The 25,891-nt window shown below is 59.3% G+C and carries 21 protein-coding genes and 1 pseudogene; 4 read left to right on the top strand and 18 right to left on the bottom strand.

Annotated features, from left to right (window positions below; genetic code table 11):
- Positions 1-38: 38 nt before the first annotated feature.
- From AB7M22_RS13075 to sctW, 12 genes are all read right to left on the bottom strand, one after another.
- Positions 39-5,780, bottom strand: a complete 5,742-nt coding sequence (locus AB7M22_RS13075) for an AvrE-family type 3 secretion system effector (RefSeq protein WP_454186600.1) — start codon at positions 5,778-5,780, stop codon at positions 39-41.
- 255 nt (positions 5,781-6,035) lie between these two features.
- Complete coding sequence (gene sctU / locus AB7M22_RS13070; RefSeq protein ID WP_007895866.1) at positions 6,036-7,127, bottom strand: type III secretion system export apparatus subunit SctU; 1,092 nt, start codon at positions 7,125-7,127, stop codon at positions 6,036-6,038.
- Between the two features lie 33 nt (positions 7,128-7,160).
- Positions 7,161-7,961 carry a type III secretion system export apparatus subunit SctT gene (gene sctT / locus AB7M22_RS13065; protein WP_454186599.1) on the bottom strand — a complete coding sequence of 267 codons (801 nt, stop codon included), beginning with the start codon at positions 7,959-7,961 and terminating at the stop codon, positions 7,161-7,163.
- 1 nt (position 7,962) lies between these two features.
- Positions 7,963-8,223 (bottom strand): type III secretion system export apparatus subunit SctS, encoded by a 261-nt coding sequence (sctS, locus tag AB7M22_RS13060; RefSeq protein WP_007895864.1) that lies wholly within the window; start codon positions 8,221-8,223, stop codon positions 7,963-7,965.
- A gap of 41 nt (positions 8,224-8,264) precedes the next feature.
- Positions 8,265-8,918, bottom strand: a complete 654-nt coding sequence (gene sctR / locus AB7M22_RS13055; protein WP_007895863.1) for a type III secretion system export apparatus subunit SctR — start codon at positions 8,916-8,918, stop codon at positions 8,265-8,267.
- On the bottom strand, positions 8,915-9,985 hold the full coding sequence (locus AB7M22_RS13050) for a FliM/FliN family flagellar motor switch protein (protein ID WP_454186598.1): 1,071 nt from the start codon (positions 9,983-9,985) through the stop codon (positions 8,915-8,917). The genes sctR and AB7M22_RS13050 overlap by 4 nt, the downstream gene beginning before the upstream one ends.
- A 1-nt stretch (position 9,986) precedes the next feature.
- On the bottom strand, positions 9,987-10,520 hold the full coding sequence (locus AB7M22_RS13045; protein WP_454186597.1) for a type III secretion system HrpP C-terminal domain-containing protein: 534 nt from the start codon (positions 10,518-10,520) through the stop codon (positions 9,987-9,989).
- On the bottom strand, positions 10,517-10,978 hold the full coding sequence (locus AB7M22_RS13040; RefSeq protein WP_008010946.1) for a hypothetical protein: 462 nt from the start codon (positions 10,976-10,978) through the stop codon (positions 10,517-10,519). The genes AB7M22_RS13045 and AB7M22_RS13040 overlap by 4 nt, the downstream gene beginning before the upstream one ends.
- Complete coding sequence (gene sctN / locus AB7M22_RS13035) at positions 10,965-12,320, bottom strand: type III secretion system ATPase SctN (RefSeq protein ID WP_454186596.1); 1,356 nt, start codon at positions 12,318-12,320, stop codon at positions 10,965-10,967. Before sctN ends, AB7M22_RS13040 begins: the two co-directional genes overlap by 14 nt.
- Positions 12,320-13,285, bottom strand: coding sequence for an FHA domain-containing protein (locus tag AB7M22_RS13030; protein WP_454186595.1), 966 nt, complete (start codon positions 13,283-13,285; stop codon positions 12,320-12,322). The genes sctN and AB7M22_RS13030 overlap by 1 nt, the downstream gene beginning before the upstream one ends.
- An 11-nt stretch (positions 13,286-13,296) precedes the next feature.
- Complete coding sequence (gene sctV / locus AB7M22_RS13025) at positions 13,297-15,390, bottom strand: type III secretion system export apparatus subunit SctV (RefSeq protein ID WP_454186594.1); 2,094 nt, start codon at positions 15,388-15,390, stop codon at positions 13,297-13,299.
- Positions 15,387-16,418 (bottom strand): type III secretion system gatekeeper subunit SctW, encoded by a 1,032-nt coding sequence (gene sctW, locus AB7M22_RS13020; protein ID WP_238542000.1) that lies wholly within the window; start codon positions 16,416-16,418, stop codon positions 15,387-15,389. The genes sctV and sctW overlap by 4 nt, the downstream gene beginning before the upstream one ends.
- Before the next feature lie 353 nt (positions 16,419-16,771).
- On the opposite strand from sctW, the gene AB7M22_RS13015 reads away from it, so the two are divergent.
- Positions 16,772-17,323 (top strand): RNA polymerase sigma factor, encoded by a 552-nt coding sequence (locus AB7M22_RS13015; RefSeq protein WP_008010958.1) that lies wholly within the window; start codon positions 16,772-16,774, stop codon positions 17,321-17,323.
- Entirely contained in the window at positions 17,320-17,898 is a 579-nt protein-coding gene (locus tag AB7M22_RS13010) for an N-acetyltransferase family protein (protein WP_454186593.1), read from the top strand. Before AB7M22_RS13015 ends, AB7M22_RS13010 begins: the two co-directional genes overlap by 4 nt.
- A 146-nt stretch (positions 17,899-18,044) precedes the next feature.
- Here the strand turns inward: AB7M22_RS13010 and AB7M22_RS13005 are convergent, their stop codons facing one another.
- The 5 genes from AB7M22_RS13005 to fliB all read right to left on the bottom strand — a co-directional run bounded on the left by AB7M22_RS13005 (position 18,045) and on the right by fliB (position 23,003).
- Positions 18,045-19,256 carry a T3SS effector HopA1 family protein gene (locus AB7M22_RS13005; protein WP_454186592.1) on the bottom strand — a complete coding sequence of 404 codons (1,212 nt, stop codon included), beginning with the start codon at positions 19,254-19,256 and terminating at the stop codon, positions 18,045-18,047.
- Between the two features lie 19 nt (positions 19,257-19,275).
- Positions 19,276-20,439, bottom strand: coding sequence for a T3SS effector HopA1 family protein (locus AB7M22_RS13000; RefSeq protein WP_454186591.1), 1,164 nt, complete (start codon positions 20,437-20,439; stop codon positions 19,276-19,278).
- On the bottom strand, positions 20,436-20,819 hold the full coding sequence (locus tag AB7M22_RS12995; protein WP_454186590.1) for a CesT family type III secretion system chaperone: 384 nt from the start codon (positions 20,817-20,819) through the stop codon (positions 20,436-20,438). The genes AB7M22_RS13000 and AB7M22_RS12995 overlap by 4 nt, the downstream gene beginning before the upstream one ends.
- Before the next feature lie 61 nt (positions 20,820-20,880).
- Positions 20,881-21,645, bottom strand: coding sequence for a substrate-binding periplasmic protein (locus AB7M22_RS12990; protein WP_454188799.1), 765 nt, complete (start codon positions 21,643-21,645; stop codon positions 20,881-20,883).
- Positions 21,646-21,827: 182 nt separating this feature from the next.
- Entirely contained in the window at positions 21,828-23,003 is a 1,176-nt protein-coding gene (fliB, locus tag AB7M22_RS12985) for a flagellin lysine-N-methylase (RefSeq protein WP_454186589.1), read from the bottom strand.
- 216 nt (positions 23,004-23,219) lie between these two features.
- Between fliB and AB7M22_RS12980 the strand changes: the two are divergent.
- Both AB7M22_RS12980 and AB7M22_RS12975 read left to right on the top strand, forming a co-directional pair.
- Positions 23,220-24,017 (top strand): annotated as a pseudogene (locus tag AB7M22_RS12980) (MCP four helix bundle domain-containing protein); the annotation flags it as partial.
- Complete coding sequence (locus AB7M22_RS12975; RefSeq protein ID WP_454188798.1) at positions 24,012-24,875, top strand: methyl-accepting chemotaxis protein; 864 nt, start codon at positions 24,012-24,014, stop codon at positions 24,873-24,875. The pseudogene AB7M22_RS12980 and the gene AB7M22_RS12975, both read left to right, overlap by 6 nt.
- Before the next feature lie 53 nt (positions 24,876-24,928).
- Here AB7M22_RS12975 and AB7M22_RS12970 read toward each other — a convergent pair whose 3' ends face one another.
- Positions 24,929-25,825, bottom strand: coding sequence for an alpha/beta hydrolase (locus tag AB7M22_RS12970; RefSeq protein ID WP_454186588.1), 897 nt, complete (start codon positions 25,823-25,825; stop codon positions 24,929-24,931).
- Positions 25,826-25,891: the final 66 nt, after the last annotated feature.

Genomic DNA, 25,891 nt, shown 5'->3' with positions numbered 1-25,891 from the left:
AGGCGTGTATTCGTGGGAATACACGCCTGGCGAACGGTTTAACTCTTGAGCTGCAGACCAGAGTCTTTCAACTCGGTCAGAAGCGCTTTGGTGCCGGCATCGGTCTTGGCGATGTCGCCGGCCAGGGTGTAAGCCTTCGGCACGCTCTCGTCTTCGCCATAGGTGAAATTGACCTGGCCTACGGTCTTGGTGATGGTCAGGGCCGCTCCACTGCTGGCGCTGAGCAGTGGGGTGGGGGTGGTGAAGCTGTCCGGCTGGGTGGCGGAGTGATAGACGGTGATCGACTTGAGCCGCATGTTGTCGCGGTTATCGAGCATTTTGGTCAGGTCGCCATGGGTCAGGGTGCCGTTCCTCGAACCGATATCCACGCTGTCGCTTGGCCCGTCCTTGAGCTCCAGGCGGACACGGGCGAGGGTGCCCATGGAGGATTTCAGGTTCCCGATCAGTGCCTTGAGTTTGGGATCCTGCTCCATGAACCCGGCGATTCGCTCGGCATTGCTCTGCACATGGTTTGGATTCAAACCCATGGTCAGTTGGGTCAGCAGGCTTTTCTCATCCAGGCGCGACAGATTGGTGTAGGAGCTTTCGAAACGGGCACTGTCGAGAATACTGTGATGGCTCTTGGCTGCAGCATGCTGATGGCCGGCTCGGGTCAACGCACGCTTGGCCGCATGTTGCTCATCGTTGTGTGGCGTCTTGTCCGCGAACAAGGTCTCTAGCCCCTCCAGATGTGCGTCGATGGCCTTGTCCGGATCCGTCGCCGGCGCTTTCGCCTGTTCGCCGAGCTGCGCCAAGACTTTTTCGGTGGCTTTGTCCTTGAAGGCGCTTTTCAAACCGTCGGAAATTTTGCCGACGTCCGAGTCTTTCAACGGCAGCGCCTCGCTGAACTGGAACTTCATGCGCTTGGTGGTTTTCGATTCCACGGTGACCGATTTGCTGTAAGCGGCCGGCAGGTTGATTCCCAATGTACCGGCCTCGGCGGTGCTGCCTGTGGGCGGTGGAATATCCTGACCGCCCACCAGTTGACCGCGAAAATGGGTGCCGGCGGTCAGGCTGTTGAGAAAACGTGGGCGGTTCATGCCGCCTTCGCGGCGCACGCGAGTGTCGTCGGAGGTCGACTTCAGCGAGTAGTCGCTGTAGTTCATCAGGTTGACGCTGACGCTGGCGCCACCGGTCAACCGCGCTGCCGAAGACAGCGGCGTGCTGCCGTCTTCGCTGAGGCCGATCCCGGCGCGGCCATCGGCGGTAGCGCTCAGGACGACATCGAAGTTGAAGTTCCGGCCTTTTTCCACTTCATGGGCATAACCGCTTTTCATCAGTTCCATGGGGGTGGTCTTGCCGGAGATCATGCCGTCGACGAATTTGCCGAGGTCTTCATCGGCGATGTTGAACACCAGGGCATTGCGTTCGCGTCCGGTGCCTGTCGCGCTCAGTTCACCATCCAGACGAAAGGCCGGCAGGAAACTGCGGTCGGAGTCCGTCGGCAATTTTGTATTGTTGGATTCCTTGCCCGTCATGTCGAGCAACAGGTTTCTGCCCGCGCCCAGCCCCCCCGAACCTGTGAGCGAGCCCTCACGAATCATATAAACCTTCACACCTTCCGCATCACGCTCGGCATTCAGGGTGTAGCTGCGCGAGGCGCCAAAACCGCCGCTGGGGAAGGGGCCCATGGGTTTGCCGACGGGGGCGATGAAGGGCGTGCTGAGATTGGCGCCATAGCTGCGCTGAATACTGATTTCATCATCGGAATCGAGCTGTTTCAACGCGGACGTGAGCGTGCCGGCCAGTTCCTTCTGGGTGGTGCTGCCGGTGGCGGCGCGCAGGTTGGTGCTGATGGCATGGTCGGTTTTGCTGAAACCGTTGATGAAGGCCTTGATGCCGTCATAGGTCGATTCCAGGCTGGCATGCCCACGGAAGCCCATGTCGGTGACCTGCTTGACCGGGTGTTCTTCGTACTGCACATCGCGCAGTTGCAGCAACCCGTCGCGGTACTCCATGAGTTGCGCGGTGCGCATCCGTGGTGGCTCATGTTGCGCCTGTTGCGGTAGTGGTTCCTGTGCCTGCTTTTGTTCGTTCTCGATCTTGCCCACCAGGTCGGACAAATCCTTGAGAGCTACCACATCCAGCGCCAGCCGTGCCTTGGTCAGTGCCAGGTCGTCGCCCGGATTGCGCCGACGGCCCAAGGGGATCTCTTCCTTCTGGTGAGAGATATTCATGCCCTTTTCTTCAAGCTTGCCCAGCAGTTCGCCGGTGCGATTCTCATCCGAAGGGGCGATTTTCTTCAGGGCGCCTTGCAGTTCCTGCATCAGGTTATGGTCGGAACTGTTGATGTTGAGCTTACGCGCGACATCGGACAGGCCCATGCTCAGAGCCGTTCGTTTGGACGGCGGATTGAATTCCCCATGCTGATTGAGCAGCCCTTCGAACTGGCGGAACGGCACCGCTTTGAGCTGGCCATATTCCTGGCCCAGATGCACGGTGCTCTTGTACGCATGGTTTTCCAGCTCACTGCGAAACCCCTCGAGTTGCTCGACCAGGCCCTTGCCTTCCGGGCCCAGGTCGAGCCTGGCGATCCGTGACTTGAGGTCTTCGCCCTTGGCCGGCACCGGGGTGTTGGCGTCAGCGATGGCCTCCAGGCGTTTGAACACCTTGCCTTCGGCCTGGTAAACATCATTCAGACCGTCCCGGCCCTTGGCGGTATGTACCAGGCTGTCGCCCGTGGCTTTCATCCAGCGCGGCATTTCCAGCGTGGGTTTGAACACGTGGGCGGTGATGAACTCACCCGAGCTGGTGCGGTTCTTCGATTCCATGCCTCCCCGGCCCAGCACGGTGGTGCTGAACTTGGCGATCAGGCCGGTACCGGGAATGCGTTTGCGCACTTCGCCGTCACTGATGCGCCCATGCAGTTCGCTCAGGACATCCTTGCCTTGCGAGGGGGCTACCGCTTTCCAGTCATGGTTGTTTTGCCGGGCCAACGGTTTATCGTCGCCATGCAACAGGGTGGCGTTCAATTGCTGGTCATCACCGGTGCGCAGCGAGCCCAGCGGCTCGTCGTCCGGCGTGGCAATTTTTTTCCATTGCGCTTCGGGACGCGGTTTCGCCTCGGAGGCCTGCCAGTCTTCCTTGTCCAGCTGGAAGGCTTCACCTTTATCGTTCAGGGCGTACAAGTCTGAATTCTGGTCCAGGGCCAGGGACTTGATCGACCCGTTCAAGCCCTCGGTGCTCAGCTCGGTCATCGCGCCTTTTTCGTGGTGGGCGGTGAGTTTGCCGGTGTCGTCCAGGGCCACGAAGTGCTCCGGGTTGATCATGGCAAAACCGGTGATGGTGCGCCCCTCCAGCCCGGCGATATCACTGCCGGCGCTTACTTGGGTGGTTTGGGTCGCCTGGGACAGCGCATAGTCTCGGCCGAAGGATTGCGGTGCCGGGGCCTGGCTCACCTCGAGCTTTTTCAGCGTACCGTCCTGAATCATGTAGGCCCGGCTATCGAGGCCGATACTCAGATGGCTGACATCCTTGATCTCGGTATGCCCCCAAGCGCGAGTGGCCGCGTCCCAGCGCTGGACTTGCTGGTTCTCCAGGCCGACTTTGCCGTGGCGGCCGAGGTCGAAGGTGTTGCTCTGGGTCGGTGTGACGCTGGGCAGGCCGCGCGTGTTGTTCAGCACCATGGCGTCGGTCAGGTTCCAGCCGGCCTTGAGCGAACCGCTGGCGGTATCGACCGGGAGGGCATGGGTGTGGCCGGCCGGATCCTTGATCATTGCATGGACCTGGCCCTGGTCGTCACCGATCAACGCTTCGGCATGGTGGGTCACCCCCAGGTTCACGTCCGGGTGCGTGATCGCCTGCTCCGGCGTCAGCGACAGTTCGGTGCGGCCATCGCTCAGTTGCTGGCGATCGACGCTGTAAAGCCGTCCTTGAGTATCGCTGAGCAGCAGGGCGTCTTTGGTCAGGGCGATGCTGGTGATGTCCGCGTCATCGGCGAGCTTCAAGTCGATGCTCGCGGTGAGCGCCGTGGCCGGATTGGCGCTCAGATCGATCAGCCCGAGGCTTTGCTTATCGTCCTTGACGTTGAGCAAGGCGGCTTCACCCTCGCGGCTGACGGAAAAGGCCTTGATGTTACTGGCCGGGTATTGCCGAGGACCTTCCGAGCTCAGGTCGACCACCGCATTATCGGTCAGGCCATAGGTCTTGCCATTGCCTTGGGTGCTCAGCGCGCTGAACGTTTGCTCGGCAAGCTCCGGGTGCGCTTGCCAGCCCTTGGTGGCCGGGTCGAAGCGATAGAGTTTGTCGTCATGCAGCCGCAGTTGCTGGCCGTTGTGGTCTTCGTGCACGCCGGTCAAATGGCTGAATTGGGCCTTGCCGGGTGCGCTCAATATCTCCTTGCCGATCTGGGTGTTTTGTCCGTACAGGCCCAGGCTGCCGTTCTGATTGCGCAGCTGCGGGGCGGCATCGCTGAAGTCTTTGAGGAACTGTCGGGCGTCGGTCGTCTGGCTACTGCGCAGCAAGGTGGTCGCGGTATCGGATTGCTTGAGGTGGAGCAGGTTGCCCTTGTTGTCCAGTAGCACATGTTCGTGGCTATCGGCCCCGGACTCGCTGTGCAGGGCGACGAACGAATTGTTGGCGGTCTTGAGCTTCGACTGGACGATGTCAGCGAGCGCCGGCGGGTCCATGCGTCCCACCTGGAGTTGGCCGTCGCGGTCCAGGCTCAGGGGCCGTTTCGGGTTGTTCTGACGTTCCAGCAGCTCGGTGCCATGGTTGAAGCGCCCGGCATTGCTGCGTGACAGCTTTGGCCCCGGCTCATTTGTCAGCGATGGTGCACGGGTCGTCTGCGCCAGTTGATCGTTGATCGAACGGCCGAGATCGTCACCTCCCTGCAACCGCCCAACTTCCCGGCGACTTTCCTTGAGTGCTGATTTGATCGCCTGTTCATCCTGCTCCGGGGTTTTTCCGGTTGGCGAGTGATCTTCCTCGCTGAAACCGTGCAGCCCAGTGTCTTCGCCGATCTCTTCGATCTCGCTGACGCCACTGGCCGATGTCCCTGAAGTACTGGCCTGGGTTGTCTGATGTTGCGGGCCGGCGTCGTCGGGTTTATCGCCGTCGGTATCGACCGGTTTTGGCTCTGGTACCTGCTGTGCAACCTTCTTCGGTTCCGGAGTACTCCGGGCGAGCGCATTATCAAGGTCTGACTTGCTTCTGAACGGTACGGACGGGGTGTTGGAGGAGTCTTCCGGAACCGACTCCATCTTGACCTTCATCCGTTGCTTGGGTTTGGCGCGGTAGGGTTGCGACATCACCAGTTCAAAAGTTTCATGGTTCATCAGTTTTGGCAGAGGCTTGGTCAATTCTTTCGAGGCTTTGCCTGTACTCCCGGAAGTTGAAGCCTCGTCGCTCGCTGGCGAGATGGGCGTCTGGCCCTGGGTCAGCGGTTTTTTACCAGCGGCAGCAATCTCCTGCCGGCGCGTGCGCTCAAGTTGTGTGCCTAACGAGTTGCGGCGTAATGGTCTGGTTTCGGCGGGGGTGGCCATGGCTGGCGCGTTGGCTGCGGTAGAGGCGGCGGTGCCGGAAGCCGCTGCCGAAGTGTTTGGTCGGCTGCTTGAGGAAGAGCCAATATGCAGGAGCTTACCGAGCTTTTTCCTGAAGCGTTTACCGATACTGCCCAATGAATGCGAGCTGCGTTGGGTCGGTTGTTCCGATTGTTGATGAAATTCGCTGCTGCCGCCGGTTCGTTGCGCGGCATCCACGGAACCTGAACTGGAGGTCCGGACATTTGATGATGGGATCATGTAGGTGCTCCTCGACTCGTACTGAAATCCGCGCGCCCGGACAGACCCTGCCTTGGGCGAACATTAGGGATGTATTCAGTCCGGTGAGTGGCAGGCCACGTCCGCCGGTTCCATGGGAATTTCGACGGGCATCGAGGAATGCGCCGCCGTACGGTCCCTGTAGGAGCTGCCGAAGGCTGCGATCTTTTGATCTTGAAAACGCAAAATCAAAAGATCGCAGCCTTCGGCAGCTCCTACAAAGAGAGCGGCGCGGGATCAGTGCGGGTTGTCGGTTATCTCGATAATGTCGTCAGCGGCGTGCTCATCAAGCTCACGCAACAGGCGATAAGCCTGGGCCACCGCTTGCAGGGTTTCGCGCGGGATGAAGCGGCCAACCTCAGTGCGATACAGGGTGCGGGCCAACCAGACGAAGCGTATGACCGGCACACCAGCCTCGCGGGCACGCTCGATCAGGTCGCGGGCTTCGGCGTCCTGACCCTTGCAGATGATGCGCGGCAGTGCGGTTTCCTCAGGCCGGTAGAACAGCGCCACGGCGTAGTGCGTGGGGTTGACCAGCAGCATATCGGCGTCTTCCACCGGGGCCTTTTGCGGAGCGGGCGCGGCACCGCCCTGGGTGAGCTCGCGGCCCATGGAGCGGCGGTGCGATTTCATGTGCGGGTCACCTTCGGAGTCCTTGTGTTCCTTGCGGATGTCCTCGTGGCTCATGCGTTGACCTTTGAGAAAGAAGTATTTCTGCAGCCCGAAATCAAGCGCCGCCAACACCAGCAACACCCCCAGGCATATGCGCGAAAGCCGCGAGAACATGTCGATCATGGCGCGCCAGTACGTGTCCAGATCGGTATTGGCCAGCCCGATCAGATCCCCCACGGCGGGCGGTAACAGCACATACAGCACGCAGGTGATCAGCACCGCTTTGCTCAGGCTGTTGAACAGGTTGAACAGTTGTTTGGCCGAGAACATCTGCTTGAACTGATTGATCGGGTTGAGTCGGTCGAAGTCCAGTTTCAATGCCTCGGGCGCGAAGAGGATGCCGAACTGTGACCAGCCGCCGATCACCCGCATGATCACCGCCAGACCCAGTGCCGGCAGCATGAACAGCAGCAGGTCGATGCTGGCCTTGACGAACATCTCCTTGAGCGCGGCCTGGAAGGGCATGCCCAGTTGCCCGAAGGGTACGGACATCAGGCCTTTGAGCTTATCCATGCCGCTTTCGGCCAGGGTGAAAATCAGCTCGATCAGAGCGCCGAAGATCAATAGCTTGTGAACATCCTGGCTTTGCCCGATCTGGCCTTTCTTGCGCGCATCGTTGAGTTTTTTCTGGGTCGGTTTTTCTGTTTTTTCGCTCATCGCGGGCTCCTCGCAAGGGTGTCTTTCGAGGCATCAGGGCCTTGGGTTCAATAGCAACGGCAAGGTATGGCGCAGATCGCCCAAGGCATCGAGCCGGCCTTCGGCAAGGAACGACAGCATCGGCAGGTAAAGCACCAGGAATGCCAGCCCGGCCAGGCTCTTGGCCGGCATCGCCAGCGTCGAAACTTGCAGTTGCGGGCTGTACAGACTGAGGATCGCCATGCCGAACTCGATCAGCAGCAGCAGGCCGACCAGGGGCGCGGCATAGAGCACCATGAAGCGGAAAATGCTCGCGATCAGGCTCAGGTAAACAGCGAAGCCATCGGCTGCAGGCATCGGCATCCAGCGGGTCGCCGGCCACACGCTGTAGCTGTCCCACAGCACTTGGGTGAGGCTGGAAAAACCGGCGCCGAGGATCAACAGCATGATCAGCACTTGCTTGAACATGAAGCCGAGTTCAGAGGTGTTATCGCCAAGCGCCGGGTTGATCTGCCCGCCGACCAGGGCACCGCGCTGGTTGTCGAACAGGCAGCCGATGGATTCGAACAACCAGAACGGCATGGCCAGCAAGATCCCCAGCAGCATGCCGAGTACCGCTTCCTTGAGCGCCAGGCCGCAGAGGTTCAGCCAATGGAATTCAACCCCGGCCAGCGTGGCGCGGATCCCCGGCATGGGCATCAGCGCCAATGCCAGGACGATGCCGTTGCGTTGCATGCCTTTGAGTTCGCGAAAGGAAAACGCCGGCACCAGCAGCAGGCAAGGGTAGATCCGCGCCATGCCGAGGGTCAGGGCGATGACCGAGTCGGACAACAGGCTGATGGCGTGCTCGAACATCTCAGTGCCCTGTCTGCGCAATCATGCCGAACGACAAAATGGTCAGTTGCATCAACTCGACACCGATCCAGCGCCCGGTCAGGGCCAGGGCGACGCCGACCGCGACCAGTTTGATGGCGAACGGCAGCGTCTGGTCCTGCAACTGCAGAACCGCTTGCAGCAACGACGTCACGATGCCGACGATCACCGCCACGATCAGCGGCGGGGCGGAGAGCACGACCACCAGCAACATGGCCTGCTTGAACAGGTTCAGGATTTCCATAAGTGCCTCAATTTATCGCGCACAACAGTGCAGGCAGGCGGTTACAGGTAGCTGTAGAACAGACCGTCGAGCAGGCGTGTCCAGCCGTCCACCAGAACGAACAGGAGGATTTTCAGTGGCAGGGAAATCGTCATGGGCGCGACCATTTGCATGCCCAGGGCCAGCAGGATATTGGAGACGATCAAGTCGATGACGATGAACGGGATATAGATCAGAAAACCGATCTGAAAACCGGCCTGCAACTCCGAGAGCACGAAGGCCGGGACGATGACCAGAATGTCCTCGCGACTGGCCTTGGCCGCCATCTCCGCCGGCCACATACGCTGGGTGTTTTCCAGCAGATGGGTCTGGGTGTCGGGATCGACATTGCGCGACATGAACAGCCGTAGCGGCTCGACGATCTGGCTGGCGGAGCTCTGCATCTGCGCCAATGTTTCATGGCGTTCCGGCAATTGCTTGAAGCGTTGCCCCATCTCGTTGAACACCGGGGCCATGACGAACAGGGTCGCCGCCAGCGCGATGCCATACAGCGCCATATTTGGCGGCACCTGTTGCACCCCGATGGCGTTGCGGGTGATCAGCAGCACCATGGAGATTTTCAGGAAGGCAGTGCAGATCACCATCAATAACGGCACCATCGAGAGCCCGCCGAGAAACAAGGCGAGCATCATCGGATCGATCTGTCCCTCACTCATCGCTGTTGTTCCAGGCGCGTAATCTGCAGGCCGAGACGGCCCTCCACATCCACCAGTTCACCGTGGGCCAAAGGCCGTTCGCCATGGCACAGCGTGGCATTGCCTACGGTGCTGCCCTCCACGATCAGTACCGAGCCGATGGCCAGATTGTGCAGTTCGGAGAGCTTTAGCGAGACGCTGCCCATGCGCAGGGTCAACGCCAGTGGCAGGTCGGCGAAGCGGTCGAGGCTGGTGAGTGTTTCCTCGGCGGCGTCACGCTCGTGGTTGGGGTTGTCCAGGTCGGGCAAACCTTCAATGGCCTGCAGGTGGTCAAGGCTGGGAGGGCTGAGGTGATCGAGGGGGGCATTCATGGCGGTTTCTTCCAGTTCGGTGACAATGAAGCGCGGCGGGTTGGTACTCTCCAACTGCAGACCCAGGCGGCAGCCACCGATTTGCAGCGGGCCTTGCCCGTCAGGGGCGAACATGGCCTGCTCGGGGAATACGATGTCGCCTTGACGCAAGGAGCGCAGGACCGCCGCACTCATGTGGGTACGACCCAGCAGCAACGGGATGCAGAGGGGCAGGTCACTCTCCGGACCTGACAGCGGTGGGCGCCAGTTGCCCCGATCGAGCAGCCGCAGCAAGGTGGTCGGTGCCAGTCGTAGCCGGCTGCAAATGCGCAAGCCGTTGATGCGCGCTTCCAGCAAACATTCCAGGCCGTCATCAAGCGTCGTTTGCGCGGGTTCAAGATGGACGAACAGCGCCTGCAATTCGGGGCTCAGGTACTGGTTATAGATCTGCCAATACCAGGCACTGTCCTCCGGGTTGCGATCACTGTCCGGCAGCATCGCCGGGCAACTGGATATCAGGCTGAGAAAGGCTTCCGCATCGCTCAGTAACAAGGGACCGCAGCCGCTGGTCATGACGTTGCCGGTGATCGACCGGGGGGCGGTGTCGAGCAGGTGCACGCTCAATGTGCCGCGGGCCGCTTCCAGCTGAAAGTCCAGATTCAACCCTTTACCAAGACGTCTGCGCACCTGCGCTTCATCGCTTTTCATCGGCCGCAGCCTGAGTGCTTGAACGGTCATCTCAACGGTCCTTCAGATCGAATGACAACTTGACTCGCCGCCCGAGCCGTTGGCTCAACAGTTGGCGACTGGATTCCTGGCTTTCCCGGCAGCGTGCCCAGGCTTCGCCCTGGGCAAAGCGCAGGGCGATATCCATGACGTTGCCCTGGCGCATGACCTGTACGGCGACTTCGCCCAGGTTCGGCAATTCGAAGACGGCCTCGATGGGCAGGTCATCCATAAGTGGCGGCTGCTCGTCGATATGCTGGATCAGGGCATCCCACAACGGTGCGCTATAGGTCGCGGCAGCAGACTCCTGCTCGAACGACGGCGAGCTGCCGGCGAAACCCTGCGAGGAACCTTCGCCCGTGAATCCCGTGAGCGCCGGGGTGAACCAGCCGAGATCGGGGCTGATCAGCGTCTCGAAGACTTCACCGTCGTGGCGGACCTCGCTCGCCGGCTCGAACGGGCGCGCGGCTCTGGGGAACTCGGCGCGTCCAGTCGTTTCCTGGGGGCGGGCGTTGGCCGTTTTGGCCGGGGCGTGAGCCTGGTTCATGACGCCTCCCGGGCAAGATCGAGCAGGTAATCGAGCTTCTCGACATCGCGCAGTCGACGGCTGACTTCGAGGCGACTTTCCTCAGCCCAGAGCGATTGTTGGTCGTGTTCTTTTTGCAGCGCGATGCGTGCCTGCTCGCTGCGCTCGATTCGGCGTAGCGACAGTTGTTCCTCGGCCAGGGAATCCTTGAGTTCAGTCAGGGGCATCGGTTTGTCACGATACTGTTCGAGCAACTCGAGGCGCCGCTGGCGATGGATCGCCCGCAAGCGCATGGCTTCGGTAGTCAAACTGTCGAGCCGGGCGCGCATCTCGTCGAGCACCTGGCGCTGGCGGCGCCAGGCCTGTTCAGCGAGCCTCAGGCGTTGCCGACGAATAGGCGCCAGCATGTCGACCGTTTGGCCAATCGCAGCGAATTCGCCGGCAGGGCAGTCGTCTTGGTCTGCATCAGAGTGGGACATTGGCGGTTACCTGGGCAAGATGATCGAGGGTGTCCTCGAAGGACACCGGTTCGCGCAGTGACTGTTGCAGGAAGTCATTGATGGCCGAGCGCGAGTCCACCGCACAATCGGTCAAGGGGTCATGACCCGGTTGGTACTCACCGAGCTTGAGGAGCATTTCCACCTGCTGATACGCCGCCATCAATTTCCGTATCTGGGTGGCGCTTCTGACCTGTTCGGTTCCCACCACGCCGCTCATCGTGCGGCTGAGACTGGCGAGGATATCGACCGCTGGGTAATGGCCGCTTTCGGCGAGTTTTCTCGAGAGCACGATGTGGCCATCAAGCAGCGACCGGACTTCATCGGCAATCGGGTCGTTCATGCTGTCCTGTTCGATCAGCACCGAGTACAGGGCGGTGATCGCCCCGTCGTGGGTTCGTCCGGCCCGTTCGACCAGGCGCGGCAGCAGGCTGTACACCGAGGGTGGCAATCCGCTGCGACCGCTGGGTTCACCACTGGCCAGACCGATTTCGCGCTGGGCCCGGGCGAAACGCGTCAGCGAATCGACGATCAGCAGTACCGATTTGCCTTGCTCACGGAAACCTTCGGCGATCGCGGTCGCGGTGAAGGCCGCCCGGGCTCGCTCCATGCTGCTGCGATCGGACGTCGAGCACACCAGCACAGTGCGGCTGCGTAACTGCTCATCGAGTTCATGATCGAGAAATTCGCGCAGTTCGCGCCCACGCTCACCGATCAGGCCGAACACGATCGCATCGCAAGGGGTATTGCGCGCCAGCTCGGCGAGCAGGGTGGTCTTGCCGCAACCGGCGCCAGCGAACACCCCGACCCGTTGCCCCTCGCCGAGGGTCAGCATTCCGTCGATGCTGCGCAGCCCGGTGGGCAGGGGCATCTCGATGCGTGGGCGGGCGGTGGCTGCCGGAGCATCGCGAATCACCGGGATGGCGCCTGGCGTGCCGGCATCGGCAAACGCGCTGGGACCGTCGCCATCCAGACTGCGTCCGAAACCGTCCAGCACCGCGCCCAGCAAGCCCTCGTCGACACACAGGCTGTGGGGCTGGAACAACGGTTTCACCGGCGCGCCAATGGCAATGCCGTCAAGCGGGCCGAGGGCCGCGAGCAAGGTATTCTGGCGATCGAAACCGACGATTTCGGCCAGCACCAGACTGCCGTCGGCTCGGCGGATTTCGCACAGATCACCCATTCGCGCCCGGGGGATCTGGCTGTGCAGGAGAATCCCGCTGACCGCGCAGATACGCCCGTGAACTTCCACGGGAGCCGCCCGTTGCAGGCGTTCGCGTTCGCCCTGCGCCCAGTCGTCTAAACGCTCGAAAGCCTCACGCATCACCAGCTCAACTCGACGCGGCGATCGCCTTCGAAAATCACCCGGTTATCGTTGATTTCCACCAGACGCATCCCGTCGATTTCGTCACCGAGGAACAGTCGGCGCCCATCGTTGGTGACGATATGGGCCAGTCGGCCATTGCTGATCTGGGCCACGGTAAAAGGCAGGATTGGTGTCGCGACCGGCAGGGCGCTCTGTACCCGGATCGGGCTTTGATACTGACGCTCGAAACGCAGCAACATCCGTTCGGTCAACTGCAGCAAATCGTCTTCGGCGAAGTTGCCGTGCAAGAACATTTTTCCCGGCTCTTCGGTCAAGGTGATGCGATTTTGCAGGTCGCGCTGTTGCAGCATCTTCAGGATGACTTTGCGCACTTCCTGCGCATCGGCCAGCACCACTTTGGCGGCAGGTGGCGGTGCGGCGGGTACCGGTTCCTGCCGGTTGAATGCCCACAGCAGAATCCCGAGAAACAGTGCCAGGCCTGTGATCAGCAGCAGTGAGGCGATCAGCGAGGGGGGCTGGCTGCCCGGCTGCGTGTGTGCCGTTTCCTCACGTTCGGCGCTCATCGACAGCAGTTCTGGCTGCTCTTGAGGCTGTTCACTGACGATCGACGGCGTGTCAGACGCTGGAGGCGCTTGTTCGGCAGTGGTGGTCTCGTCTTCAGGCCAGTCGGTGTTGGCGCTGACCACCGAGAGCCAGACGCCGTTCAGGGAAAACGGGGTATCGGGTTGCAAGGTCGAAATCGCCTCGACGCGGTGCCCCTCGTTGTCGGTGACGACGCCTTCCTGACCGGTCAGCGACCAGGTGCTGTCAACCAGCCGTAGCAGGCAGTGGCGGTGTTTGATCCCGGTATCGTAGAGCGCGAGGTCGGCGTCGCTCGATGAGCCGATGCTCCACTCAGCGCCGGACAAAGGCAGTGCGGCGCCACGATGCAAACCGGTTAATACACGCAATTCATACAGCATGTTGTGCTCCGTCAGGCCAGCAAGGCCTGTGCCTCTTCCAGGTCGATACGCCCCAGGACATTGACCTGCACCGCGGATAACAACTCGGCGAAGGACAAGACCGGAACATGATTGAAATCATCCTGCAGCAGGCTGCGCATCGGGCTGCGCAGATCCTGAGCAACCAGCAGCACCGGCGCCGGCCTGGCACGCAATGGAAAGGCTTCGCGCAGTTGCTCGACGAAGGCGCCGGCCAGTTCCTGTTCGAGCGCGAAATAGGATTCGCTCTGGGTCTGGCGCAATGCGTCGCGTAACAGCACCTCGGTTTCCGGGGTCACCAGCCAGGCGTGCATGACCCCACCTTCACTGTGCTGGTGGCAGATCTGGGCCTTGAGGGCGATGCGCACATAATCGGTCAACGCACTCAGGTCGCGTTCATGTTGGCCTTGCTCGATCAGCGTTTCGGCGATCAGGCGCACCGCCCGTAGGGAAACCAGTTCGGACGAAAGTCGCTGCAGCACCGCCGAGAAGCGCGCCAGGGGCAGGGTACGTTGCAGCTCCTGGGCGAGTTCCGGTTGCTCGCTTTCCAGCCAGCCGATAATCGCCTTGGTTTCCTGCAAGCCGATAAATTGCGGGCCCGTGGACTGGAAAGCGCGGTTCATGCGTTCGAGAATCAGCTCATCGCAACGGGCGCCTTCGACCTCGTCACGCAGCAGGATGGGGTGCTCGGGATCGAACCAGAACCACTGGCTTTCATCGCGCTCGGGGGTGCCGGGTTCGCCGCCATCGTCTTCATTGACCAAGTGATAAGCCACGGCCAGTTTTTGCGTGGCGAAACTGGCGCGGATCAGCGGCACCTCATACACGCTGAACAGAAACTCGTCGGTTTTTTGCAGCTCGTCGAATTCAATATCGAAGGAGGGCAGGGTCAGGCCGAACCGATGAACCAGGGTGTTACGCCGCTGGCGAATGATCTGGATCAATTGCTCGACTTCGCGGCTACCCTGATGACTGACATGGAAGCGCAGCAGATAGGCCCGGGACGGGTTGAAGCGGCGGATGTCTTCACGGCCATTCAACTCAGGGTTCTTGAGTCGCTCTTCTCCGGCGTTGGCCTGTTGGGTGCTTTTATGGCTGGCGCGCAACAGTTGAATCAAGCCACTGCTCAGGCACAGCATGCTGATCGTGATGAACACCAGGCTGGGCATTCCAGGGATGGCTGCAAAGCCGAGCATCCCCACCGAGGAGATGACCCAGGCCTTGGGCTGGCTGGTCAACTGTTCTGCGATTTCGCGGCCAATGTTCAGATCCAGGGATTGGCTGTCGGGGGCCACGCGGGTGATGATCATGCCGGCGGTCAGGGAAATCAGCAGGGCGGGGATTTGTGCGATCAAGCCGTCACCGATGGTCAGCACCGAGTACAGGTGCATCGAATCCGCCGGTTCCATGCCGTTCTGCAAGACACCGATCGAGAAGCCGCCGATCAGGTTGATAAACACGATGATCAGACCGGCGATGGCATCACCCTTGACGAACTTCATGGCACCGTCCATGGCACCGAACAGTTGACTCTCCTTGCTTAATTGTTCGCGTCGCTGGCGGGCCTCGCGGACATCGATCAAACCGCCTCGCAGGTCACTGTCGATGGACATTTGCTTGCCGGGCATCGCGTCCAGGGTAAAGCGCGCGGCCACTTCCGCGACACGCTCCGAACCCTTGGTGATGACCAGGAAGTTGACGATGGTGAGAATCAGAAAAATCACCAGGCCGACCGCCAGGTTGCCACCGACGACAAAGCTGCCAAAGGCCTCGACGATGTGTCCGGCATCCTGTTGCAGCAGGATCAGGCGCGTGGTGGCGATGGACAGTGCCAGGCGAAACATGGTGGTCAGCAGCAACACCGCCGGGAACGTCGAAAACGCCAGCGGTCGTGGCAGGTACATGGCCAGCACGATCAGCAAGGACGAGATGCAAATGTTCAGGGCGATCAGCACGTCCACCAGAGCGGTGGGCAAGGGCAGGATCATCATGAAGACGATGGCCATGACCATGAACGCACCGACGATTTCGGTACGGCGCATCGCCGATATGGCCAGCCGGTTGAGCCAATAGATGAGCTTGTTCATCGCTTGGACTGTCCATCGGGAAGCCCAAGGGTTTTGCGCTCATGCCGGGACATTTCCTCCATCAAGCCCAGCATCAACCGCAGGCTGTTCTGCCGGGTCTTGTTGTCTTTCCATACCGGCAAGGGCAAACGCTGCAACAGAGACAGCAAACCATTGAGGAAAATCGGTTGCAGACGTTGATCGCGGCCGACGGTTTCTTCGGTCAGGGTGGAAAGGTCACGGGCAAAGAAGCCATTGCCGCAGAACCGCACGATCCGGCGAGCCAGCTGCAGGGTGGTCATTTTGCCGGCAGGGTTCTTCAGCGCGAGTCGTTCCAGCAGGTCGCGACAGATCTGCAGCATATTGCTCAATTGGCTGGAAGCACCCAGACCGCGCAACATCGAGCGTAATGCCGCGCCGGGCAAAGACGGTGCCATGGCCGCGATGTCGTCGGCCAGTGCCCGTTGCAAGGTGCGCAGCACCCGGGGGAATTGCTCCTCATTGAAGCGTTCGAACAGCGACTCCAGCAGGCTGGACAAAGGCTGCTGCCCGACGATTGCTTTGTAATAGAGCTGACGAATGATCTTGCGTTGGTCTGCGTCCTGACTGAACAAGGCGATGGCGCTGGCGGTGTTCAGCCCGGCGCGAATCTTGTCGCCATGTGATGCTCGCAATTCCTCAATAGCGGCCTGCACGTCAGCGATTTCTTTCTCGTCGCCACTGGCGGTAGCCAGGCGCAGGGTTTGCTGCAAAACGATGTCGGTGCGTGCCGGATCATCCTGGGTGAGTGCCAGCATCGCCTGCATCGACGGTTGCTGTTGCAGCAGCATCTGCATGCGCCGGGCCTGCTGTTCCAGGCTCGGTTGGTCAGGATGGTCGAGCAACCGATAGAGCTCGGTCAGCTTCTCGATTCTCTCCAGCCGGCTCGGCGCATGGGAGGTCTGCACGTGACGTTCGTCGATACGCTTGGAGTGCCGTTCGACACTCTCGCTGAACTTCATGCCGATTTCTTCCATGGAGTCCAGCAACGGGTTTCTGGGGACCTCCATGCGTTCTACTTTGGGGGCGAGCGGAGGAATGAAATCCGGTATTACAGGCGTGTCGTTATAAGCGCCGATTTTCATAAATAAGGAACGCCATAAAAGAGTCGATGTGTGTTCTGTGTGGCACTTTCAGGTGTTGAGTTCCGTGAATGATTAATTATTTTTTCTGTTTTAAAAGTTGTGCAAGAAATTGCATTTGGTTTGTGTCTGGAATGCAACAAATGGCACGGTGCCACTATTCTGCTTTTTAAATATTCAAGCAAATCAGGTGTTTATATTTTTATAAAAGCTGGTACGTAAGCTGCTCTATCTCTCTCGCCATGTTGGCTATTTCAATTGCATGAAGCGAGGGATTTATTGTGGAACTAAACAGCGTTCAGCCTGAGGTGATGGGCTCGATACATCTGGATGTTGGGGCGTTGGCAAAAAACAGTGAGCGAAAGTTGCGCAGCTTTATTACCCAGCGGGTGTTCAATGCCGCCGATGTCGATGATTTGATGCAAATGACTTACCTGGAAGCACTGCGTAACCAGCACAAGTTCATCGGCGCTTCGAAACCGGAAACCTGGTTGTTTGGCATTGCGATGAATCTTGTGCGCAATCACTTCAAGTGTATGTACAGCCAGCCGCAATGTAGCGAACTGGAAGAGTCAGGCGCCGACAACCTTGAACATGGCCATGATCCAAGTAATGTGAGCGATCATCAGCGTGTTCTCAGTCGGACGCTGAAGGCCATTGGCGAACTGTCGGAGGACATGCGTAACGTCATGACACTGGTGGTTGAAACCGATATCAGCTATCAGGATGCCGCGGACAGCCTGGGTATCCCGATCGGCACCGTACGCTCGCGCTTGTCCCGTGCTCGCGAGCAGTTGAAGGCCAGCGTTTTTGCAGGAGCCGTTTACTCATGAGTAGCCTCAAGCAAGGCGTTCCCCAGCAAGTCCTGCCGCGCGGTGTCCGCGAATCCACTGACGCGGATCTTCCCGCCATGATGGCGATCTTCAACGAGACGGCCGACACGGGGGCCAATTCACCGGTGACCCGTCCCATGACGCTGGAGGAGGTCACCTTTTATATCAACCTGTACAAAAACGATGGCTTGCCGGTGTATGTCATCGAGCGGTGTTGCGAAGTGGTCGGCTGGTTATCGATCAACCGGTTCAGTTGGGGCACCCAGGCGTGTCGCAACACGGGTGAAGCCGCCATTTATGTGCGCGCTGACCATTACGGTCGGGGAGTGGGCGTGCGCCTGGGCCAGGCGTCGGTGATCCTCGCCAGGCAATATGGCCTGGAAACGGTGGTGTCATGGATCATGGGCGCGAACAAGCCGAGCCAGCACATTGTTCAGGCCATCGGAGCACGTCTGTGGGCGCGCCTGCCCAACATCGCCCGATTCGGCGAAACCCGTGCCGATGTGCTGCTGTTTGGTTTACCGCTCTATGAAGAGCTCTCGAGTCCGGCGCAACTGTCCAATCAAGACGCTTGATAGGAAGCAGATCAACCTGTGTGGACTTGCTCGCGAAGGCGGTGTGTCAGCCAGCATCGATGTTGGATGTGCCGGCCTCTTCGCGGGCAAGCCTCGCTCCTACAGGGGGGGGGTGGTGTTGATGCAATGAGTGGCACACCGGGATTTTAATGTGGGAACGAGCCTGCTCGCGATGGCGGTGTGTCAGTCAACATGGGTGTTGGTGTCATTCTGAAAGCCGGGTTGTCCGGGTTGTAACCCCGCTCGGCAATCGCTTTTCTCAGTTTGCTCTCCAATGCGCCGTCGCTTTGATCCTTCAACGCGGTTTCAATCAGCGTGGCGCGCGAGATGCCATGACTGCTCGAGTCATTCTTCATCGTCTCGGCATAGTAAAGCCCCTTGGCCAACGGCTGCATGCCCGCCGGTGCATGGTCGATCAAGGCATCCTGGGAAAGCATGGCCTGGAGCTTGCGCCCCAGTGCCTGGGTCGTTGCGTAGTCAGCCTTGATATGGAGAACGGCAGAGTCCGGCCGGGCTCCCATTTCGCTGGGGCCGGCTATCTTGGCCGCGACAATAGCGTTCTCACTCTTGACCAGTGTCGCGATGACCTGCGCCAATTCACCCGAATAGCGCGGTTCGATATTGACGGTCAGGCGCCCCGTACTCAGCTCTTGGGAAGTCCGTCCTTTCGGCTCGAACCGGTAGAAATCCATGCCCGGATCGGGATGACCCTCAATGAGCCTGTCGAGGGTGACGACTCTTCTGTATTCGGCCGGCATCTCATCGAACGATTGCGGCGTTATATCGACACCTTGCTCGCGGTCGAGTCTTACCAGCTCATTCAAGACGGCCTTTTGTTCAGCAGGCTGGAGGCGCTGAACCTTGGGGTTGTCATCCAGATAAAGGGTGTAAATGTCTTCCGTGGTTATGGGCTGTTTGAGGTGTTCGGCCTTTTTGGCCCATTCATGCAAGCTGGCAAAGGCCTCCTTGCCGTCGAGCACGCTCTGGTCTTTTACTTCGGTTACCGGGCTGCTGCTCTGGCCTTTTTCGAGGATGAGCGGGTTGAGCTGGAAACGTTCCCCCGGGAAAGGTTCTTGCCGTGGATTTGATGGGGGATTAGCGGCTTTCTCGTTCAGTGTCCGGGCGATATGCGAATCCTCGTTCTGCCCATTGAGGAGGGCGTAGACGCTTTTTAAGAAGGTCCACTGTGTGGCTTGATCGTCCGGGCGTTCGACCTGAAATTGGCCATCCGCCGCATTACTGATCCGATAGGTATTGCCGCCGACCTCGATCTGGCCATGGGCCTTGAGCGCCGGGATATCGACGGGCGCGTTTATCAGTGCCTCGACACTGGGGAAGCGAAATTGCAGAGGATTCATGGCGCAGAGGCGTCCTTGTTCAGCGAGTGGATGTTTGCCTGAAAGCCGGGTTGTCCGGGTTATAGCCTTTCGCGGCAAGCGCGGTTTTCAGCTTTTTCTCCAGGGAGCCGCTGCTGTGATCGCTCAGCACGGTCGCAATGATGTCTGCTCGTGACAGGCCATGACTGCTCGAGTCACCCTTGACCGTTTCGGCATAGGCCAGACCTTTACCCGCCGACTGCATGCCCGCGGGGGTATGGTCGATGAAGGCCTGCGCGGGCAACATGCTCTGTAGTTTGCGGCCCAACGCCTGGGTCTCTGCGTAATCGCTGCGCACATAGAGAATGGCCGAATCGGTTCGTTGGCCAAATATTTCCGGCCCGGCTATTTTGCCGCTGAGGACATTGCCCTCGTTCTTGATCAGCGTCGTCATGGCCTTTGCCAATTCGCCGGCATAGCGCGGCTCGACACCGATGGTCAGCCGTCCCGTATCGTCTTCCTCTGTGCGACGAGAGTGTTCAGGCACGATCCGGTAGAAGTCCTTGCCTGCACCGGGATGCTCGGCCATGTAGACGCCGATTAGGCGGTCTTCCTTGTTCATGCCGTCCAGCCCTTGGGGCCACAGATCGATACCCTCCGTGCGTTCGAGCTTTTTAAACCCCTCCATGTAGGCTTTCTGCGCGTCGGGCGCCATGGGCTTGGACTTGGGGGTTTCCTGCTTGAACAGCTGGTAAATGGTTTCCTGCATGGGCTGTTTGAGCTTTTGCGCTTTTTTCGTCCAGGCGAGCAGGCTGGCAAAGGCTTTCTTGCCGTCGGGGATCTCGCCTTCTTTTGCCGTAACGGCGGTCGCCGAGGAACTGCTCTGGCCTTGCTCCAGGTTGATCTGTTGCAGATTGAGGCGTCCACCCAATTGGCGCGTAAGCTGCGGCCGTGCAGAGGCTGCGGCGGCTTTCTCATTGAGTGTCTGGGCGATCCGCGCGCTCTGGCTCTGTCCACCGAGAAGATGGCTGGCACTCTTGAAGAACTTGTCCACGGCGGCCTGTTTGTCCGGGCGTTGCACACTGAGTTGCCCATCCGCTGCGGCACGGATTTCATAATGCTTGCCATTGACCTCGATCCGGCCGTGGGCCTTGAGCGCCCGCACGTCGACAGTCGAGTCTTTCAGCGCTTCGACACTGGTAAAGCGTGATTGCAGGGGATTCATATACGCGCCTCACGCCAACCTTTGATCCAGTCGATCAGCGTCGCGATTTCACGCATCAACACCGCGACGCTGGCTTTTTCCCGGGTGATGCTTTGATAGGCAAAATACAAACCGCTGCCAGCATCCCAACCGAGCCCGGGACCGGCACTGACGAGGGGATTGAGCGCACCACCCAACAAGCGCTGCAACGGCAGGTCTTTTGGCGTCTCGAGCAAGCCGATCAGCAGCAGGCGCTGATGAGGGTCATTGCATGCCAGCTTCAGCGGATAGGTGTCATCGATGATCAGATCGCACATCCCTCGGGCATCGAACGCCAAGGGCTGCATCTCAAGGGCGGTGGAAAGATCTTTGAGCAAGGTTTTGTAGAAGAGGCCACTCATGGCTTAACCCGTTAATGATGGACATAGGGGCTAAGTGGTGTGGCGGGCGCTGGCGGTTCCGTTATTGCGACAAATAGCTCTGTTGTATACGCGCCAGGGAGCCGTCATCGCGAAGCGTTTTAACCGCCTTGCGCAAGTCTTGCACCAGTTGCTCGGAACAAAGCCTGGAGCAAGCCAGATAGAGCTCCGCGCGGCTCATGACGGGGCTCATGAACAGCTTGCGTTCAGACATCTTCGGCCAGATGTATTGACTCTCGGGCACACCGTTGAACCAGGCATCAATGCGACCTTTCAAGAGCATCTGCGCAGGATTGTCGCCAATGGTCAGCGGGTAGATCTGCTCGTCGCTGAAGCCTTGTGCACGCAGGATTTCCTCCTGCGCACTGCCCAGGCCGACGCCGATCACCCGGTAGGTTTTTTTCGCTTGCGCAAAGCTGCTCACTGGCCGGTCGAGGCTGAAAAAGGCTCGCTCCATGGGCATGATCGACGCGATCCAGGTGAAGCGATCCTCGCGTTCTGGCGTACGTGACAAGGGAGCTATCAGGAGATCCTGCTTCTCGCTGACGTACTTCTGCGATCTGGCCCAGGGAAGCCCATGGACATGAGCGACATAACCCGCGTTGGCGATGGCCGTCAGGACGGCTTCTCCGACCATTCCGTGGCCTTTGGAACCATCGACAAACGTCAGTGGCGGAGCGTCCGGGATATACAACTCAAGCGGCAAGGAGGCGCCCTGCGCGTTAAAGGTGATCAGCAGCGATACCCACAGACAAAGCCTGCAAAGCGCTTTTGTATTGGCATTTGATACCCGTGAACTCTCGTTCATGGTTGATAGTTCAGGCATTGAACGTAAAAGGGCGCCACAAGTCACCAGTGGTGTTGATCACAGGGATGATGAGTCTGCCGACCGTTGTTTGTTATTGAATCCGGTATCGACCCGGCATTCTACGCAGACTTGAGGTCAGGACACATCCTCCCAGGGTGACAGGGGCGCTTGTGGCTCTTTATTCAAGCCTCTATTTGCGCGATCAGCGCGCACAAATACGCTGCGCCCCTGTCACCGATTGCATTACGCAATGTCCTCTCGGTTACCGTGACAGCGTTATGGCTGGCCGCCCGGCAGAATCGATAAACCAGATCAACCACTTGTTGCCGGTCCGGTGCCTGCCGTGTGTCCGCATCACAATGGGCAAGCAGCAGGTGGCGTAGCGTCAAGGTCCGGATGGCCAGTGTGGCCGCCCACTCGGTAAGGCTCGCCCCATAATCAAGCCCGGCACTGGTACTCGAAATGAACGGGAATCCGGTGCGGGTCATTTCGGCGGCAATGAAACGCTTCAGGATCGGGTCGAGCGTGCCATGAATCTTTTCTCGGTAAAGGTCGCGATAGGCAGGCTTAAGCATCCATTGAGCCTGTTCCGGCGTTTCACCGGGCTCGATGAGCGAGGCGTCGAGGATTTGTTGACGCAATGCCGGCGGCACGCCCGATGCGTTCAGAATGTTCATCAGCACGATCAGCAACGGGTCCGCAATGATCGGCTCGCTGCTGGCTATTGGCGGTTCATACCCTGCCGCCTGAAAGGGTAGCTCTTCGGCCCAACAGGCATAGGGCAACGCGTTCAGCCTGGCGGCGATCCAGTGCAGACGCAGCAATACCTGCCCGGTGGACAGTTCCGTCGACAGCGCCATCTGCAGAAGAAAGTCGACCACTGAACGCCAGTGGGACGCGTCGATGCCAGCAAACGCCTGGTTGCTTGCCCCGTAAAGGTGGAAGTCGTCTTGCCGGCTTTCCTCGATACGGTACGGGTCGTCGCCAAACAGCCCCAGACGGGCGATTTCCGGGCAGCTCATGGTCGCCGATTTCACCAGCGAGTCATTGATCCGGCGATACATGCGCGGGTAGTTGGCACAAGTATCCGTGAGTACTTGTTCGCCCTGTTGCGCGTGTATCTGGCAACGTCCGCCCTGTAGCGCTCCACACTGACCGCCAGCCCGGCTCATTTGATAACCGGAATCGTCTTTGACGATCAGGTTCAAGAGCTCAGGGTAGGTTCGGCTATACAAATCCTGACTGCGATCACTGACCGCGATGCGCCAGTCGCCCTTGCAGCAGTTGTCTTCGCAGCGTTCGGCCAAGCACGCGAATTGCTGCACATACCTGAAAGCCCTGGTGGACTGAATTCCCATGAACAATCTCCAGCGTTCGTTTCAGACTGAGTGGACGTAGTGCTGGAGTTGTTCCATGGCTGCAGCGCAAATAACGAGGGAACTTCGGATCATCTTGATCGCGTTGCAATGGAACTGAATCGCTTCGGGCAGCCACTGAATTAAAACCGCTGGCTTGCAGGAGAACGTTCGGTTTTTGTTTTTCGCCAACGACGGAATTCTTATTTTAATAAAATAATGCGCATGGAGATCAACATGGGGCTGAAGCTGAACGTTGGGCAGAAACTGGGGTTGGGCTTTACCTTTGTATTGATACTGACGCTTGCTTCCATATTGTTGGCCATGAGTCGCGTGCATGAAATCAAGGACACATTGACGCGAATCAATGACGTCAACAATGTGAAAACCCGCTATGCCATCAACTTCCGGGGAAGTGTGCATGATCGGGCGATTGTCTTGCGTGACATCCTGCTGATAAACAACATTCAGGATGTCTATCCTGAACTTGAAAAAATAAAACAGCTCGCGGCGAACTACGCTGAAGCGGCCATCGCCCTGGACAAGATTTTTGCGTCGCGCACCGATATAACCGACGAAGAACAGCGAGCGCTTTCAGCGATCAAAGAGGTCGAGGTCAATACCTTGCCGTTGATTGAAAAGGTCATCCATTTACGCATGAGCGAGCAAGCGCCACGCGCGGTAGAGGTCTTGCTTGCCGAAGCCCGGCCTGCTTTTGTGGAGTGGTTGCGCGTGGTTAACCAAATGATCAACCTCGAAGAAAGGATGAACCAGAAGGCTGCGGCGCAAGCACGCGATGTCGCGACAAGCTTTGATGCACTGATGTGGGCGCTGGCACTCGGAGTGATTCTGCTCAGTGCGGTGATGGCATGGCTGCTGACGCGCAGCATCACGCAGCCACTGCGCCAGGCTTCAAAGCTGGCTCAGGATATTGCTTCCGGTAATTTGTCCGGGGTGGTCAATATCAAGGGGACAGATGAGCTGGCAGGGCTGCTCAATGCGCTGGTCGGTATGCAGTCGAGTCTGAGTGGCACGATCAGGCTCATCTCGGACACGGCAGACAAAGTAGCCGTCTCCGCAGAACAGATGCAGGTGGCTACCGAGAAAAATACGCAGCACATGCACAAGCAGAGTGATGAAGTGATCCAGGCTGCAACCGCCGTCAATCAAATGAGTACGGTCGTCGATGATGTGGCACGCAATGCCGCGTCGACTTCAGATTCATCAGTCATCGCCAATCGTTCTTCCCGGCAAGGGCGGGACCAGGTGCTTGCCACGGTCGGTGCGATTCAGAACATGGCCGATGAATTGGGCCATACCTCGGTGTTGGTCCTGGGGCTGGCCGATAAAAGCCGGGAAGTCGGCCGGGTGCTGGATGTGATCCGTAACATCGCCGATCAAACCAATCTGTTGGCACTCAATGCCGCCATCGAGGCCGCCCGTGCCGGCGAAAGTGGTCGCGGTTTCGCCGTTGTGGCGGACGAGGTAAGGGCTCTGGCGCACAGAACTCAAGCATCGACGGTTGAGATTGAAGCGATGATTTCCAGTATTCAAACGTGCGTCGATGGTGCCACACACTCCATGAGTCAATGCACGAGCAGAGCTGAAAGCACGCTCGAAGTCGCCAATTCTGCGGGCAGCGCCCTTGACGAAATTGCCGCTGCGGTCGAGCTGATCACTGAACGTAATCTGCTCATTGCCAGCGCCGCCGAGCAACAGGCCCAAGTGGCTCGGGAGGTCGATCATAATCTGGTCAACATTCGCCAACTCTCGATGCAATCCGCCGAAGATGCCGGTCGCTCCAGCGTGGCCAGCGGTGAGCTTTCCAGGTTGGCTCAGGGCTTGCGGGAGATGGTGCTGAAGTTTTCGTTATAAGAGAAAACTTCAGCGATACGCACAGGTAGAGATTGAGCTCGCCCAGGCCGATATCAACGATCCAGGTGGCGTAGGAGGAAGGCGCTGATCTGGTCCAGTGCCCGGCGGGCTTCTTCGAGTTGATCGCTCATGGTCTGGAAGACATGAATCATTCCCGGCCAGACGTCCAGGTGGACCGCCACTTCGGCGCTGGCCAGGCGGCTGGCGAGCTGGGTTGAATCGTCCAGCAGGCATTCCCGACTGCCCACCTGGATCAGCACTGGCGGTAGACCCTGAAGGTCACCGTACAGGGGGGAAGCCAGCGGATTCAGTGGCTCGGCGCCCTGCAGATAGATGTCGGCCATAAGGGTCTTGCCAGCAAGCGGGCCGAGCAATGGATCTCGAGCCTTCTGCAAATCCCAGGACTCTCCTGTCTGAGCCATGTCCACCCAAGGCGACATCACTACCGCAGCCGCGGGCAGCGGCAAACCCGCGGCCTTGGCAGCCAACATCAGAGCCATGCACAGACCGCCGCCGGCACTGTCGCCGGCCAGCACCAGGTGTTCGGCGTTCACACCGTTTTCGAGGAGTGCACGGTAGACATCCAGAGCGTCCTCTACGGCGGCCGGGAAAGGGTGTTCCGGGGCCAGGCGGTAATCGATGCACAGGGTACGAATTCGGCTGCGGGCTGCCAATTGGCTGGTGAGCGGGCGATAGGCCTGGGCACTGCCGAACGAGTAGCCTCCGCCATGCAGATACAACAACACGAAGTCAGGCCGGGCATCCGTGGGAATGGCCCAAAGCCCGCTGACGCTGGCCAGATTGGCGTCCTCAAAGGTCACGCCCTCGGCGCAGGAAGCGCTGCCGAAGAGTTGTTCTGCCTGTTGACGTTGTTGATCGATCGTCAGCGAGCCGAGGGGCGGCAGTTGGCTGAGTTGTTCGATGAGGCCGTCGATAGTGTTGTGGGCCATGTGGTTTCCTGATCGTTGTACCGCGATGGGATGGGTTCTTCCGCCAAACAAGTTAACTTTCAACAT

The organism is Pseudomonas sp. ADAK2 TE3594 (assembly GCF_053628675.1).
Note: the sequence above shows the minus strand (reverse complement) of the source record. Positions and strands in the feature narration are given on the sequence as shown.